Source organism: Novosphingobium sp. YAF33 (genome assembly GCF_052113265.1).
Classification (GTDB): Bacteria; Pseudomonadota; Alphaproteobacteria; order Sphingomonadales; family Sphingomonadaceae; genus Novosphingobium.
In genome coordinates this window covers 188,924-203,197 of sequence record NZ_JBFRCW010000005.1, presented here as the reverse complement: position 1 = coordinate 203,197, position 14,274 = coordinate 188,924, and the positions used below count along the sequence as shown (strand labels likewise).

Annotated in this window: 12 protein-coding genes; 8 read left to right on the top strand and 4 right to left on the bottom strand. The window is 66.7% G+C overall.

The annotated features are described in order from the left end of the window. Nucleotides 1-74: 74 nt before the first annotated feature. Together AB4Z00_RS12005 and AB4Z00_RS12000 are read left to right on the top strand one after the other, a co-directional pair. Nucleotides 75-584, top strand: a complete 510-nt coding sequence (locus AB4Z00_RS12005) for a winged helix DNA-binding protein (RefSeq protein ID WP_314466903.1) — start codon at nucleotides 75-77, stop codon at nucleotides 582-584. 224 nt (nucleotides 585-808) lie between these two features. After that, nucleotides 809-2,845, top strand: a complete 2,037-nt coding sequence (locus AB4Z00_RS12000; RefSeq protein ID WP_442046110.1) for a TonB-dependent siderophore receptor — start codon at nucleotides 809-811, stop codon at nucleotides 2,843-2,845. Nucleotides 2,846-2,911: 66 nt separating this feature from the next. On the opposite strand, the gene AB4Z00_RS11995 is transcribed toward AB4Z00_RS12000, so the two are convergent. Next, entirely contained in the window at nucleotides 2,912-3,142 is a 231-nt protein-coding gene (locus tag AB4Z00_RS11995; RefSeq protein WP_132266798.1) for a hypothetical protein, read from the bottom strand. Nucleotides 3,143-3,357: 215 nt separating this feature from the next. On the opposite strand from AB4Z00_RS11995, the gene AB4Z00_RS11990 reads away from it, so the two are divergent. Together AB4Z00_RS11990 and AB4Z00_RS11985 are read left to right on the top strand one after the other, a co-directional pair. Continuing rightward, the gene (locus AB4Z00_RS11990) at nucleotides 3,358-4,932 is read left to right on the top strand and encodes a sensor histidine kinase (RefSeq protein WP_442046109.1); all 1,575 of its coding nucleotides are present in this window, start codon (nucleotides 3,358-3,360) and stop codon (nucleotides 4,930-4,932) included. Further along, a complete protein-coding gene (locus AB4Z00_RS11985; protein WP_442046108.1) occupies nucleotides 4,929-5,561 on the top strand; it encodes a response regulator transcription factor in 633 nt (210 codons plus the stop codon). Before AB4Z00_RS11990 ends, AB4Z00_RS11985 begins: the two co-directional genes overlap by 4 nt. 230 nt (nucleotides 5,562-5,791) lie before the next feature. Here AB4Z00_RS11985 and AB4Z00_RS11980 read toward each other — a convergent pair whose 3' ends face one another. Then, nucleotides 5,792-6,403, bottom strand: a complete 612-nt coding sequence (locus AB4Z00_RS11980; protein ID WP_132266801.1) for a glutathione S-transferase family protein — start codon at nucleotides 6,401-6,403, stop codon at nucleotides 5,792-5,794. Between the two features lie 97 nt (nucleotides 6,404-6,500). Between AB4Z00_RS11980 and AB4Z00_RS11975 the strand changes: the two genes are divergently transcribed. Then, the gene (locus tag AB4Z00_RS11975; RefSeq protein WP_442046107.1) at nucleotides 6,501-7,232 is read left to right on the top strand and encodes a helix-turn-helix transcriptional regulator; all 732 of its coding nucleotides are present in this window, start codon (nucleotides 6,501-6,503) and stop codon (nucleotides 7,230-7,232) included. A gap of 24 nt (nucleotides 7,233-7,256) precedes the next feature. Here AB4Z00_RS11975 and AB4Z00_RS11970 read toward each other — a convergent pair whose 3' ends face one another. Further along, on the bottom strand, nucleotides 7,257-7,814 hold the full coding sequence (locus AB4Z00_RS11970) for a DUF1993 domain-containing protein (RefSeq protein ID WP_442046106.1): 558 nt from the start codon (nucleotides 7,812-7,814) through the stop codon (nucleotides 7,257-7,259). A gap of 138 nt (nucleotides 7,815-7,952) precedes the next feature. On the opposite strand from AB4Z00_RS11970, the gene AB4Z00_RS11965 reads away from it, so the two are divergent. Together AB4Z00_RS11965 and AB4Z00_RS11960 are read left to right on the top strand one after the other, a co-directional pair. Further along, nucleotides 7,953-8,984, top strand: coding sequence for an alpha/beta hydrolase (locus AB4Z00_RS11965; protein ID WP_442046105.1), 1,032 nt, complete (start codon nucleotides 7,953-7,955; stop codon nucleotides 8,982-8,984). Nucleotides 8,985-9,126: 142 nt separating this feature from the next. After that, the gene (locus AB4Z00_RS11960; protein WP_442046104.1) at nucleotides 9,127-11,544 is read left to right on the top strand and encodes a TonB-dependent receptor; all 2,418 of its coding nucleotides are present in this window, start codon (nucleotides 9,127-9,129) and stop codon (nucleotides 11,542-11,544) included. Between the two features lie 16 nt (nucleotides 11,545-11,560). Here the strand turns inward: AB4Z00_RS11960 and malQ are convergent, their stop codons facing one another. Next, nucleotides 11,561-13,621 carry a 4-alpha-glucanotransferase gene (gene malQ, locus AB4Z00_RS11955; RefSeq protein WP_442046103.1) on the bottom strand — a complete coding sequence of 687 codons (2,061 nt, stop codon included), beginning with the start codon at nucleotides 13,619-13,621 and terminating at the stop codon, nucleotides 11,561-11,563. Between the two features lie 422 nt (nucleotides 13,622-14,043). Between malQ and AB4Z00_RS11950 the strand changes: the two genes are divergently transcribed. Further along, complete coding sequence (locus AB4Z00_RS11950) at nucleotides 14,044-14,253, top strand: hypothetical protein (protein ID WP_132266810.1); 210 nt, start codon at nucleotides 14,044-14,046, stop codon at nucleotides 14,251-14,253. Nucleotides 14,254-14,274: the final 21 nt, after the last annotated feature.

Sequence of the window (14,274 nt, the reverse complement as noted above, 5' to 3'; positions counted from 1 at the left end):
CCCCGCCTGTCAAGCTGGGTGCAGGCAGGCCCGGCATCATTGACAAGCGCTCCGCCGGGATTTCATAAAACCGCATGAGCGCCATCGAACCGGGTCCGATCATTTCCTCCGCCCATCTGGCAGATGGCGCGTCTCCCGCCCTTTCCGAGCTGGAATTCAGCCTGACGCTGGCGGCCAATGCCTACCAGAAATGGATCGTGCGCTGCGCCGCTGCGGCCGGCCAGCAGCTCGCGCCGCTGGAAGTGCTGGTGCTCCACTCCGTCCGCCACCGCGACCGCCCGAAGCGGTTCATGGACCTCATGCTGGTGCTTCATGTCGAGGATGCGCATCTGGTGAACTACGCCGTGCGCAAGCTCTCCCGCGCCGGACTGGTGGAGACGCGCAAAGTCGGCAAGGAAAAGGTCATCGAAGTGACCCCTGCCGGCATCGCATTCTGCGACGCCTATCGCGCAATCCGCGAGAAAGTGCTGGTCGGCGACGTGAAGTCCTCCCTCAGCGAGGAAACGCTCTCGCAGATGGCCGAAGCGCTGCGCATGCTCTCGGGAGACTACAGCCAGGCCGCCCGCGCCGCCGCCACGTTGTGACCGGCTGAACCGGCCGGACGCGCTGCATCCGCGTCCGCAGGATCAGTCCCCGAACGAAAATGCTGATAATGCGATTGATTCGCATATGCAAAATAGCCTATTGCGCTGCAGCATTTTGACAGGGGCGCGACATTTCCAGGTTAGCAATTCTGAAGTCACTGGCGCTGGCGGCGCCGGTCCTTTCCACTGCGGCATGGGCTGCCGAAGAAAACGACCCGATCGTCGTGAATGGACGGTCCGAAGGAATCTACGGCATTTCCACCGCAAGCACCGGCATGAAGATCGACGTGCCCGTGCTGAAGACGCCGCAATCGATCACGGCGATCTCCAACGCCGTGATCCTGGAGCAATCGGCCGAAACGCTGACCGACGTGCTGCGCAACGTCAGCGGCATCACCGAGGCGAATTCGTTCGGCAACACCGGCGACAATTTCATGATCCGCGGCTTCGAGAGCGGCCAGGGCTCGGTCCTGCGAGACGGCTACCTGAGCGTGCAGGTGCGCGCGCTCAATGCCTCGACCGAGCGGGTGGAAGTGCTCAAGGGCCCGGCTTCGCTGCTTTACGGCCGCTTCGAGCCCGGCGGCCTGGTGAACGTGGTGACGAAGAAGCCGCTCGACAGTTTCCATTACAACATCAGTGCCAATGCCAGCACGCGCGGACAGAGCCGGCAGATGGCCGACGTTACCGGCCCGCTTGGCGGCGGCTTCGCATTCCGCCTGATCGGCGAGCGCGAGGACAGCGACTACTGGCGCCCGCACGGACATGACATCGAACGCACGTTCGTGGCCCCCAGCCTCTCGTGGAGCGGCCATGGCTTCAGCCTTCTGGCCACTTACGAATATACCGACAGCACCCAGCCCTTCGACCGCGGCCGCGTATACTACAACGGCAAGCGGCTCGACACGCCCGCCACGCGGTACTTCGGAGAAGCGTTCACCACGCTGAAGCAGAGGCTTCATTCGGGGAACGTCCTGCTTGGCTACGCTTTCGCGCCGGGCTGGCGAATGGAGGCGAAGTACGCCATCCAGCGCACTTCGGGTTCCGACCTTCAGGTGCGCCCGCGCAGCCTGGTGGTCGGCGCCGACGGCGAAGCGACCGGCGAACTCATCCGCAGTCTCGACGGCAACCGCGACCTTCACGACAACCGTGACTATCTCTCGCTCAACCTGCACGGCGATGTGCAGATGCTGGGCATGCGCCACAAGCTGCTGTTCGGCGCGGATTACGAGACTTACGAAAGCCTGCGCGGCTTCCAGGTGGATTCGCCGCGACGAGGCGGTTTCAACATATACGATCCGGTCTACGGCCTGCTGGACCAGAACCTCGCGGAGCTGACTGTCACCCCCAATTCGGCAACGGTCGATCGCTACAGGACGGCCGGTCTCTACGTTCAGGACCTGGTGATGCTGGACGACGCCTGGACGCTGGTGCTGGGCGGCCGCTACGAGACCTTCCGGGACTTCACGCAAAGCGGCTCGAACGTCAGCGACCGTTCGAAGACCGATACTTTCCTGCCGCGGCTGGGACTGGTCTTTCAACCTCGCCCGAACATGTCGGTCTATGCCAGCTATTCGCGCGCCTTCGCGCCGAACCCCTCGGTTCCCGCCGAGGGCAGCCAGCCGGCTTCCGGGCCCTTCCCGCCCGAGCGCAGCCGCAGCTACGAAGTGGGGCTGAAGGCCGAGCTGTTTTCCGGCGTCACCACCACTCTGGCCGTCTACGACATCCGGAAGAACAACGTCCTGGAAACGGTGGATATCGGCGACGGCAATACGATCACCGAAGCCCGCGACAAGGTCACCTCGCGCGGGGTGGAATTCGATCTCGCCGGTGAGATCACGCGCCGCCTGAGCGTGATCCTGTCCTATGCCTACACGGACGCCCGGAACCCGCAGAGCACATTCCAGGACAATGTCGTGAACGTGGCGCGGCATACCGGCAGTCTGGCGCTGTCCTACCGGCCCGGCGGCGCGCTGGACGGTCTTTCGCTCGGCGGCGGCGCCTATCGCGTCGCCCGGCGTTATGGCGGGCTTTCCCAGGCCCCGAACGGATCGACGAGCGTGCCCTTCTTCCTGGACGGCTACACGACGTTCGACCTCAACGCCGGCTACGCCTTCGAAGTCGCCTCCGGACAAAGCGCTTATGCCCGCATGACGCTGCGAAACCTGACCAACCGCGATTACGACCAGTCCGCCGGCAATGCCCTGCGCGTCGTTCCCGGGCAGGCGCGGACCCTGTTCGCCACGATCGGGATGCGGATGTAGCGGCCTTGAAGAGAGGGCCGCGTTCGTTCCGGCGCGGCCCTCTCACGGTTCGATCGGAGCGCCCGCTTACCAGACGACGATGGGGTTGCGCGCCTTCAGCTCGTCGATCCGCCGCTTGGCCGCCAGCATGCCGGCCATTTCGGATGCGCCCTTCGGATAGGCCATGGCCTGCCAGTTGCTTACCCCGCCCCGGGATGTCGGCGGATAGGGCCCGTCGATCCAGTAACCGGGAATGCTCGCTTCCAGAGCATCCAGCAGTTCGCGAAGGGTACCGCGGCTGATGGTGTCATTTGTCATGACTCAGAAAACGATGAGGCGGCCGAAGGCTGCCTTGCCCTGCCTCGCCTTGTCGATAAGTACGCCGGGCAACAGGAACCCGCGGTTCGTCCGCTCCGGGGCGCGATCGTCCCGCTACCGTAAAACCTCCGGGTTTATCCGCGCCTTGCGATCTGCCACAGCTTGCGCCGATGACTGCGCTCCCACACCATCATGACCGCCGGATAAAGGGGCGAATGATAGATTTGCGGGCGAGCGATCTGCCCCTGCTGGTCCTCTACGCGCTCGCGTTCGCGCTGCTGCACTGGACGGCCAGCCCTTGGAGCGGTGCGGGCTTCTTCTCGCTATGGTACCCGCCCGCGGGTCTGCGTTTCGCGGTGCTGTGGAGCCGCGGCGCCCGCTTCGCGCCCTGGCTGGTCCTTGCCGAACTGGCCGCAGACTTCAGCTCCGGCGTCATCGACATCGGCGCTCCGGGCCTGCTTCAGGCGGTGATCGGCGCGATGCGACCGGGGCTGACGTATGGCCTGGCGCTGGCCGTCACGCGCGGGATTGCGCGAGGCAAGGACGACACCTTTTCGCTGCCGCCGATGATGATGGGGCTGGCCGCGGTTGCGGCACCGGCGCTCAATGCCCTGCTCGTGGCGCCCATCGACGCCCTGCTGCCGGCCGATGCCGGGCGATACCGCATCGGTGTGGACATCGCGATCTCGCTTACCGGGCTAGCCGTGGGAGACCTGCTCGGCATCCTTGTGCTGGCGCCGCCCCTGCTGTGGATCGCGGCGCTGACGGGCGGCCCGCGGCAGGCTCTGCCCCGGCCGCCCTCGCGGCGGGCGGTACTGGAGGATGCGCTCGTCCTGTCGGGCTGCCTGCTGCTGACGATTGCCCTGTGGCGCGCCGGGCTGGGCGCGCAGCCGGCGCCGGGACTGCTGGCGGGCGCCTGGATCGGCCTGCGCCACGGCCGCATTGCCGCCTGGCTGGCGATCGTGGCGCAAGTCCTGGCCTTCCTTCCCTATTCGTCCGGCCAGTTGGACGATGCGACGCGGCTGGAGCTGCATCTGGGCATTGCCGCGGTCGTGCTGGTCACCTGGCTCGCGGGGAGCTTCTCCGACGCGCAGAAGACCGCGCGGATCATGCTGGAGAGACGCAATCGCCTGCTGTTCCAGGCCGAGCGACTCAAGACCCTGAGAGCGATGTCGGTGGCGGTGATCCACGAGATCAGCCAGCCGCTCTCCACCCTGGCCATCGAAGCCGGCCACCTCGCCCGGGCGACCGAACATCTTGACGCCGACATCGCCGAGAGCGCGGCGCTGGTCGATCGCAAGGCGCGCGACTTATCCGACCTCGTGCGCCGCCTGCGCCGCTTCGGCGGCCGCGACGTGGACGAGCCCTCGCTGCTGCCCGTTTCGATGTTGCTGCAGACCGCCTGCCAGATCGTCGCGGCCGAATTACGCGCGTCCGGCGGCCGGGTCGATTGTCTCGGCATCGCCCCGGACCTTGCCGTTCAGGCGCAGGAGATCGAAATGACACAGGCGCTTGTGAACCTGCTGCGCAACGCCGTCGCGGCCAGCCCCGGCGAAACGATCGCGCTGCGCGCCGGGGCCGTCGCCGACGAAGTCCGCATCGAAGTGACCAATCCGCTCCTGGCCGCACGGAAAACCGACGCTCAGCCCCTGGGGGCGGGCATGGGAATCGGTCTCGTCATTGCCCGCACCATCGTGGAGGCGCATGGCGGCACGCTCGTCCGGCAGGACGACCTCGATACCGCGCGCTTCGTTCTGTCCCTGCCTCTCGTCGCCGGACCCCTGCCATGACCGACCCCGCCGCCTCTCCCGCTGCCTCTCCCGCTGCCTCTCCCGCCGCCCCTCTCGTCGCCGTGCTGGACGACGATGCCGATCTCGGCGCCAGCGTGGCGCGATTGCTGGCGCGCAACCGGATGGATGCGCGGGCCTTCACGGACCCGCGGGCGCTTCTGGCCATCCTGCCCGATTGCGCGTTCGGATGCGTCATCAGCGACATCCAGATGGGCGAGATGGACGGCTTTGCCTTCGCCGACGCCTTGCGCGCCCGCGATCCGGCCGTGTCGCTGGTGTTCATGACCGCCTGGCCGACGACCGCCCATGCCGTCGATGCGGTGCGCCGCCACGGCGGGATCGACTATCTCGAAAAGCCGATCGACGAACCGCGCCTGATCGCCGCCGTGGCCGAAGGCCTGGGCTGGTCCGCGCGGGAGCGGCGCATCGCCGCCATGACCGCCGCCTTCACCCGGCGCGAGCGCGACGTGTTCGACCTGCTGGTGCGCGGCCACTCCAACAAGGAGATCGCCGAGCGCCTGGCGATCTCCGCGCGGACGGTGGAAGATCACCGCGCGGCCATCGTCACCAAGACAAGGACCAACGGCCTGGCCCAGCTCATCGCTCTCAGCCGCGGGGAAGCGGTCTAGGTTTCCGGCCCCCAATTTCGGAACACCGGGAATTTCCCGGATCGACCCGGCACTTGCCCCGCGCCAGTTTCCCCATGCGACCCGAAGGCCTGTCCGAATTCCACAATGGACCAGGCTGCCCTGGCCGGCCAGGCTCCCGAGCCTGCGCCGGCCTTTTCGCAAGCTCCCGGTCCATCGTGAAGTCCGGTTTGCCCAAGGGCACCATCGGGGCGATGGCGCCGTCAGTAGGGTCAGGCCGCGTTCTGCAGACCGGCGGCACCGTCCCGCGCCAATGCCTGCTGGGCGGCGGGGCGCTGGCGGCACCGCGCGACATAGGCGTCCATAGCGGCATCTTCGGGGAACGCCCGGCGGGCGAAGTTCAGCGCGCTGCCGATGAGAATGTCGGCAGCCGTAAACTGCTCGCCCATGACGTAGGGACCCGCCGCAAAGGCACTGGCCAGCTTTCGCAGCACCGCATCGTAGCCGCGCCGCTTCTCTGGCGATCCTTCGAGTTCTCCCGTAAATCCGGCAAAGAGAGCCGGCTCCATTTCCGCCACATACCAGGCCATCCAGGTCAGGTATTCACCGCGGCGCGGATCGCCGGGCTTCGGCGCCAGGCCCTGCTCGGGAAAGGCATCCGCGAGGTAGAGGGCGATGGCCTGCGATTCTGCCAGAAAGACACCGTCATGGTCCAGCGCCGGCACGCGCTTCTCGGGATGGGGGTTGGATGCGTCCGGAGTGCCCTCTCCCGTCATCGGGCGAAAGATGGTCACTGGCCGGATTTCGTAGGACGCGCCCAATTCCTCCAGCATCCAGACGATGCGGGAGGAACGCGAATTCGGCGCATGGAACAAAGTGAGCATCGGTAGGTCTCCTGGAATTCTCGCGGCGCATGGTCACGCCGCGAAGTTCCCGATAGAGAAGCCCTACTGACAGCATAATGTCAGTAGGAGGCATGCGATGCGACGGGCGGACCGACTTTTCCAGATCATCCAGATCCTCAGGCGGTCGTCGCGGGCGGTGACGGCGGGAGAGATCGCCGGCGAACTCGAAGTCTCGCAGCGCACCGTCTATCGCGACATCGCCGACCTCGTCGGGCAGCGCGTCCCGATCCGCGGCGAGACCGGCTTCGGCTATATCCTCGACGACGCGTTCGACATGCCGCCGCTGATGCTGACGACGGACGAGATCGAGGCTGCCGTGCTGGGCGCGCAATGGGTGATGGGCCGCGGCGATCCGGTGCTGGCCCGCGCCGCGCGGGACCTCATCGCCAAGATCACCTGCGTCGCGCCCGAACGCTTGCGCTCGGTCATCGCCACGCCCTCCATCGGCACGCCGTCCAGCGGGCAGTGGCCGGGCCGGTCCATGGCGCCTGACGGCATCGACCTGGCCCGCACCCGCACCTGGATCCACGAGGGGCGCAAGATCGTCCTCGACTATCGTGACGAGCAGGGCCGCACCTCCCGGCGCACCATCTGGCCGGTGATCGTGGGCTTCATGGAAAATGCCCGCATGCTGGCAGCCTGGTGCGAAATGCGCGAGGACTTCCGCCACTTCCGCGCCGACCGCGTGCTCCAGGCGGAGTTCCTGGACGATCGGCACGAAGTCCGGGCCAGCACCCTGCGCCAGCGCTGGAAACGGCACATGGCGGAGGCGAGCCGCGCCCGTCAGCGCGCGGCCGCCGAAGCGTGAACCCGTGACAGCTTCGGTCCGCGCTTATTGCCCGGGCATGGTGCCCGGCCGGACGTAAGGGAACATGTGCGCGACATAGTCCGCCTTGCCCAGGTCCACGCCTTGGGCGCGAAGGATGGCGTAGGCGGTCATGACGTGGAAGTAGAACTGCGGCAGCGCCCAGTCGCGGACATATTGGGCCGCGTCCAGATCGAAGACCATGCCCTGCGGCAGGGCGTGAGCGATGGCGGCTGCCGGATCGACCTCAGGCATGCCGACCGCCGCCTGCTCCACGATCGCCACGGTCTCGGCGATCCTGGTGCGCGCCTCGGCAATCGAGCCGGGCTGCTCTCCCCCTTTGCGTCCTTCGTCGAGCAGTTCCGCGATCGAGGGCGGAAGAGGCTCCCCGCGCAGCCTGAACATGCCTTCCTGTGCCTGGACGCAGGCGAAGCGGACCTGGGTGGACAGAGGAAACATGTCGGGAGCCAGGCGCGCCGCCATCAGCGCATCGGCCTGATCGCCAGCTTCGGCCTTGCCGAGCCATGCCGACAAGGCGCCGAGCATCTGGAGGTAGGTAGGCACTAGGATATCCGACAGCGTCATGATGGTCTTTCCGATCGTTGGGGCCAGGCGGCACGGCTTGCACGGGCGCTGGCGGCAGGACATAGTGAACGCCATCCGGCCGCCTTTCGACGCGATATCGAACACTTGGTCATGGACGAACAAGCATGCGGCGAGACAATGAACAATAGCAAAGCGGGCAACGGCGGCACGGATCGCAGCAAGACCGGCGACAAAGGCGCCGTGAAGCTCGGACCCAGGGCGATCCCGATCCCCCGGTCGATCAGCGAAGAGGCGCAGGCGGCGTTGGCTCGTCTCGTCGGCGAGGACGGCATCCCCCTCCATGCCCACTACGAGATGCCGCAACCGGACGATTTCGCGGGCTGGATGCGCATGAAGGCCGCAGCGGACGCGCAATACGCCGCCACCGTGCAAGGTCTCGCCGGCAGCCTGCGCGCCGCCGCAACGACCATGGAACAAGGCGGTGCCACGATCCACGTCGCGATGCCGGAGGCTCCGGCCGAAGACGGCAGGGCTTTGATCGACTTCCACGGCGGCGCCCTCGTCGTCGGCGGCGGAGAGGCCTGCCGCATCGGCGCGTGCCGCCAGGCCGATCAGCATGGCATCGCCTGCTACGGTGTCGATTACCGGATGCCGCCCGAGCATCCCTATCCGGCCGCGCTGGACGATTCCCTGGCGGCCTATCGCGTCGTTCTGGACCGCCATGCTCCAGGCAGCATCGCCATCTGCGGCCGCTCGGCCGGAGGCAACCTGGCCGCGGCCATGCTGCTCAGGGCGCGGGAGGAAGGCCTGCCGATGCCGGCCAGCCTCGTTCTGCTCTCGCCGCAAGTGGACCTGACCGAATCCGGGGACAGCTTCGAGACCAACCGCATGCTCGACGTGGTGCTGCCACGCCCGCTGCCCTCGAACAATCGTCTCTATGCAGGCGGCGCCGATCTCGCCGATCCCTGCCTCTCCCCGCTGTTCGCAGACCTGCAAGGCTTCCCGCCGACATTCCTGCAATCCGGCACGCGCGACCTTTTCCTGTCGAACACCGTCAGGATGCACCGCGCGCTGCGGCAGGCGGGCGTAGCGGCCGAACTTCACGTCTTCGAGGCGATGCCGCATGGCGGCTTCATGGGCGGCACCCCGGAAGACGCGGAACTGGAAGCGGAAATTCGGCGCTTCATTCAGGCGCATTGGAACGAATAAAGCGCTCTGCTTGCGCCTGCTCCCATGATGACTTGACTGGAGAGGAAGCAAACGTCGCCCCGCCGATCATTGGCTTCCGGTCGATTGACACAAAATGCCTGTCCACCAACCCTCGCCGTTCATGTGCGGCGGAGAGAAGACGATGGACAGGCAACAACTGGCGGTGGGCTTTGCCGCGGCAATTCTCGGCATATCCCTCACCTCGCCTGAAGTCCGCGCCCAGGAAGCGCCTTCCAGTGCCGCCGCAACCGGATCGGGCGAGATCATCGTCACGGCCCGCAAGCGCAGCGAACGCCTGCTGGACGTGCCGGTCGCGGTCTCGGCGCTGTCCCAGGAGCAGCTCCAGCGCTATGCCACGGTCACGCTCACCTCGATCAGCCAGCAGGTGCCGCAGCTCGTCATCGCGGAATCGCAGAACCAGGTCGGCGGCTCGATCAACTTGCGCGGTATCGGATCCGGCATTTCCAATCCTTCGACCGAAACGGCAGTCACCCTCAACATAGACGGCATCCCGATCAGCTACGGCAACGCGATCCGCCTTGGCCAGATCGACCTCTCCCGCGTCGAAGTGCTCAAGGGGCCGCAAGCCCTGTTCTACGGCAAGAACAGCCCCGGCGGCATCATCTCACTGGTATCCCAGGATCCGGGCTCCAGTTTCGAGGCGAAGCTGCGCACCGGCTACGAATTCGCAGCCGACCAGCGCTTCGTGGAAGGCTCCGTCTCGGCGCCGCTGACCGAGACTGTCGGCGCCCGCGTCGTGGGCTACTACTCGAAGGAGGATGGCTGGTTCCGCAATGTCGCGGTGCCGATCGCCGGCGTCACGCCCGGCCCGGCGRCAGACAGCTACAATGCCGAAGACGTGTTCGTGCGCGGCACGCTGTCCTTCCATTCGCCGAGCGGCGCCACCAGGGCCACCGCCAAAGTCGCTTATGGCCGCCGCACCCGCGACGGTGTGGGGCCGACCGGCGGGTCGCAGATCGTCTTCTGCCCGGGCGGCGTCAGCCGGCTGTCCGGCGCCATCGACTGCAAGCTGAACCGCAAGTTCTACAGCGTGATCCTGCCCGCCCGGATGACGGCGCTGGACCCGACGCTGGGTGACGGCGTTCCCTTCGTGAAGTCGACCCAGTTCCTCGCCTCCCTGTCGATCGACCAGGACCTTACCGACGAACTCACGCTGTCGTCGGTAACCGGCTATTACCGGCTCGGGGAAAAGTCGGTCGATCCCTTCACCTTCTCCAATGTTCCCTATTTCGGGGCATCGAACGACATCGTCGCGGACGGGGTGAGCCAGGAAATCCGCGTCGCGACCGACTTCGACGGGCCGTTCAACCTGCTCTTCGGCGGTTTCTTCCAGGACGCGCACTTCAAGATCCGGCAGGCCTTCGCCGTCGACTTCGGCGGGACGACACGGCCTTTCCTCGTCGGCTCCACTTTCTATGACGTGCATACCAGCGCCTATTCGGTCTTCGGACAGGGCCGCTACAAGCTGGCCGACGACCTCGAACTGGCGGCGGGTGGTCGCTATTCGTGGGAGGACAAGTCCCTCCAGGGCACTTCCTTCGCCAGCCCGATCGACGTGCTGAACCCGCGGCGGACTTACGAGGACTTCTCGCCGGAAGTCACCCTAACCTGGCGGCCGAGCAACGACCTCACGCTCTATGCCGCCTATCGCGAGGGCTTCACTTCCGGCGGCTTCAACACGGTGCCCACCACACTGCGCTCGCAGGCGAACCCTTCGCTTCCCCGCGTGGATTTGTCCTATGGCCAGATGACCGCGAAAGGCGGCGAAGCCGGGATCAAGGGATACCTCGCCGGACGACAAATCCTGTTCGACCTCGTCGGCTACTACTACAAGTATTCCGGCCTCCAGCTTTCGCGCTACGACAATGCCTCCTTCACGCAGCTGACGCAGAACGCCGGGGGCGCGGAGATCGAGGGCGTGGAGGCCAGCGTGACGGTGCGGCCGGACGCGCTTGCGGGGCTCTCGCTCAATGCGGCAGCGGCCTACAACCACTCGCGCTACACCGACTTTATCGGCGGATGCTACGCCGGCCAGTCCGTGGCCGCCGGCTGCAATCTCAACCCCCGCAATCCGAGCCTCGCCGCCTCCACATACGGCACGGCAGCGAACCCCTATCAGGATCAGGACCAGACCGGACAGCGGCTGTTCCGCGCACCGCTGTTCACGCTGACCGCGGGCGCCGCCTACGACCACAGTTTCTCCGAACGCCTGGGCGGCACCCTGGCCGTCGATACCAGCTATTCCAGCAGCTACATCACCCAGACGGAGGCCAACCCGCTGAACCGCCAGGGCTCCTACTGGCTGCTCAACGGTGCGGTAACCCTGAACGGCGGGGAGGACAAACCGTGGGAACTGGCGCTGATCGGCCGCAATCTCACGAACAGGCTCTATGTCGTCGCCGGCTCGGTCGTGGGCGCCACTGCCAGCGGGACGGGCACCGCCGCGACGGTTCAGGGCGACGTGCTGGGCACGGCCAGCCCCCCGCGCTCGGTCACGTTGCAGCTGACGCTCAAAAGCAGCCTGCTGCAGGGCCGCTGACGGCCGGCGCACCCCTTCAAACGGCAGGCGGTGCAGACCGGTTCGCGGCGTCCTCCTCGGGAAATGCCATGCTGCGCCGCCCGTCCAGCATCGCGATCCGCGCCGCGACGCGCTCACCGTCCAGGATCGCATCGAGCGGCGCGGCCATGCGGCGGCGCCAGTTGGGGTGTTCGTCCACAGTGCCCGGAAGGTTCGGCTGTTCCTCCAGGCCGAGGATATCTTCCAGCGGCACGATAGCGAGGTCGGACCCCGCCCGCGCAATCTCGCGGATCGCCGCATCGACGGCATCGGCCGGTTCGCTCGGCAGAGGCTGAGGCTTTCCTTCGCCGATCGTGCGCCACAGCGCCGCCCGGTCGGCGGATCGCCGGTCGTCCGCAGCCTCGCCTGTCGCGCCGCGGCCGAGGACACGGTTCCATTCGAGGTCACGGCCGGACCACCAGCCTGCCACGGTCGCCGTGTCGTGCGTTCCGGTCATCGCCGCACTCGAACGGTCGTAGCGGGACGCGGCCTGGAAGCCTCCGTCTTCGTCGCGTTCGAACCAGAGCACGCGCATGCCCAGAAATTCCCGGTCGCTCAGCAGATGGTCGAAGCCCGGAGGCCGCGTGCCCAGGTCTTCCGCCACGATCAAGGCCTGGGCGCGGTGCGATTCCAGCGCGACCAGGCGCGTCAGGTCGTGAATGGGATAGTTGAGGTAGGCGCCCTTGCTGGCCGGCTCACCCTCCGGGATCACCCATAGCCGCGCCAGCCCGAAGGCATGGTCGATCCGCAAGCCGCCCGCATCGCGCAGCCCCGCGCGCAGCGTGGCCAGCCACGGTTCGAACCCGCTGGCCACCAGCCCGCGCGGCGAGAAGCTGGTCAGCCCCCAGTTCTGCCCATCCGGGCCAAGCGGGTCCGGCGGGGCACCGATGGTCAGCCCGGAAAGGAGGCTCTCCTGCATCGCCCAGGCATCGCTGCCTAGCGGATCGATCCCGACCGCGAGATCCTTGACGATGCCGATCTTCATCCCGGCCTCCAGCGCGGACTGCTGCACGCACTTCATCGACCGCGCGGCAAGCCACTGCGCGAAGAGGTGGAACCGGATCTCCTCCGCATGGTCCCCGGCGAACCGTTCCGGCTCCCTGCCGGAGGGATCGTGATAGTCGGAGGGCCAGTTCTTCCAGCCCCGGCCATGCGCCGCAAAATGCAGCGAGAGCGCATCGAACAGGGCATGCCCATAGGCACCCGCTACCTTTGCAGCCCAGCCGTCGACTTGTTCCCGCACCTCGCTGCCGCAAACGGCATGGAGCTTTCGCATCGATTCCAGGCGGCGCGGCAGGGCTTCGTCCCAGTCGATCAGGGTTGCACCCTCCGGCTCCGCGTAAGGCGCCAGGCCCGCGAGTTCGGGCGCAGCCAGCGCGGCGTTCAGGAACAGGCGGCTCGATGGGGCATAGGGGCTGAACCCGCTCGACTGACCGGCGAAGACCGCATGTACCGGACTGATCGCGAGCGCATCGGCGCCAAGCCCTGCAAAGCGGGCCGCGGCATCCGCCAGCGCCCCCAGGTCGCCGAATGGCGCGGGGCCATGCTTCCTCAGCGAAGGAATCTGGATGGCCGCTCCCCATGTCCTCAATCCATGAAGGTCATGGCCGAGCGAGAAGGCACGGTGCGGAGCGACCGCCAAGCGCACCGACTGGCCACCGGCATGGAGGCGATAATAGCCGGGCTCCTCGATCGCCATGACCAGCCCATTGTGCGCAGGCAAGGCGCGCGAAATGCCGCTGTCCTCCGAAACGAGATCTACCCGGTGCAAGTGGGCAAGCGCCTTGGGCAACCGGACGGGCGAACCTTGCTCCGCCGTTATCAGACCGGGAAGCGCCAGAGCCTCTTCCCGCCACCGGGCGAAGCTCTGCCTGATCTCGTCGTCCGACCCGGCCGCATAGCCCAGCGCACCCAGCACCGAGACGAGCACTTCGTCGGCAACCAGACACTCGGTTCCCTCGGCGCTTCGCCAGGCGCGCATGACGCCCACTGCTGCGGCAAGATCGTGGAGCGGCGTGCGCGGCTCGCACTTCGGCGCGGCGGCGACGTCTAGAGACAAGGGGGCACCTTCAAGCGCCGAACCGTTTCCGGTCTCTGACCTGCACCGAAAATGTTCCGTCGCATCTCGCCTCCTCGCTCAAAGGCAAAGCCGCAAGACCGGCAAGGTTCCGAACCAGGTCCCGGCGCCGAAAGAGAGCGCGTGCTTCAGGCGCCTTCCCGGTCGCCCGCTTGCCCGGCCGCCCGTTTATCGCGGTAGCTTCCCGGCTTTCACAGGAGGTGCGGCTTTCGCCAGCCCCATCCAGCATGGTTTGGACAGGTCCAACGGCTTGCCGATTAAAATGCAAGTTCCGACGCCCACCGCGCTTACGCCCCGGCCGCGCAGGAACTTTTTGCCCTTTGCCAACCTTAACCGTCGAAATTTTAACCAGAATCACGCTTTACCGGTTGCGTGCAACGACATCCGGTTAGCTGGAGCCACGTATGAAGACCTATACCTTGAAGTTCTCGGACGATGATATCGGCGTGGCTCGGCGTCTCGAATTCAAGGCTTCGGACATGACCGGCGCGCTCGTCATCGCCCACCGCGAGGCTTCGAAGCGTTCGGCGGAACTCTGGGAAGGTGCCCGGAAGCTCTGTTCCATCCGCCGTCCCGCGAACGACGTGTGGATGCCTGCCAGCCTCAAAGCCTGACAGGGCGGGCTGCGGTTGCCC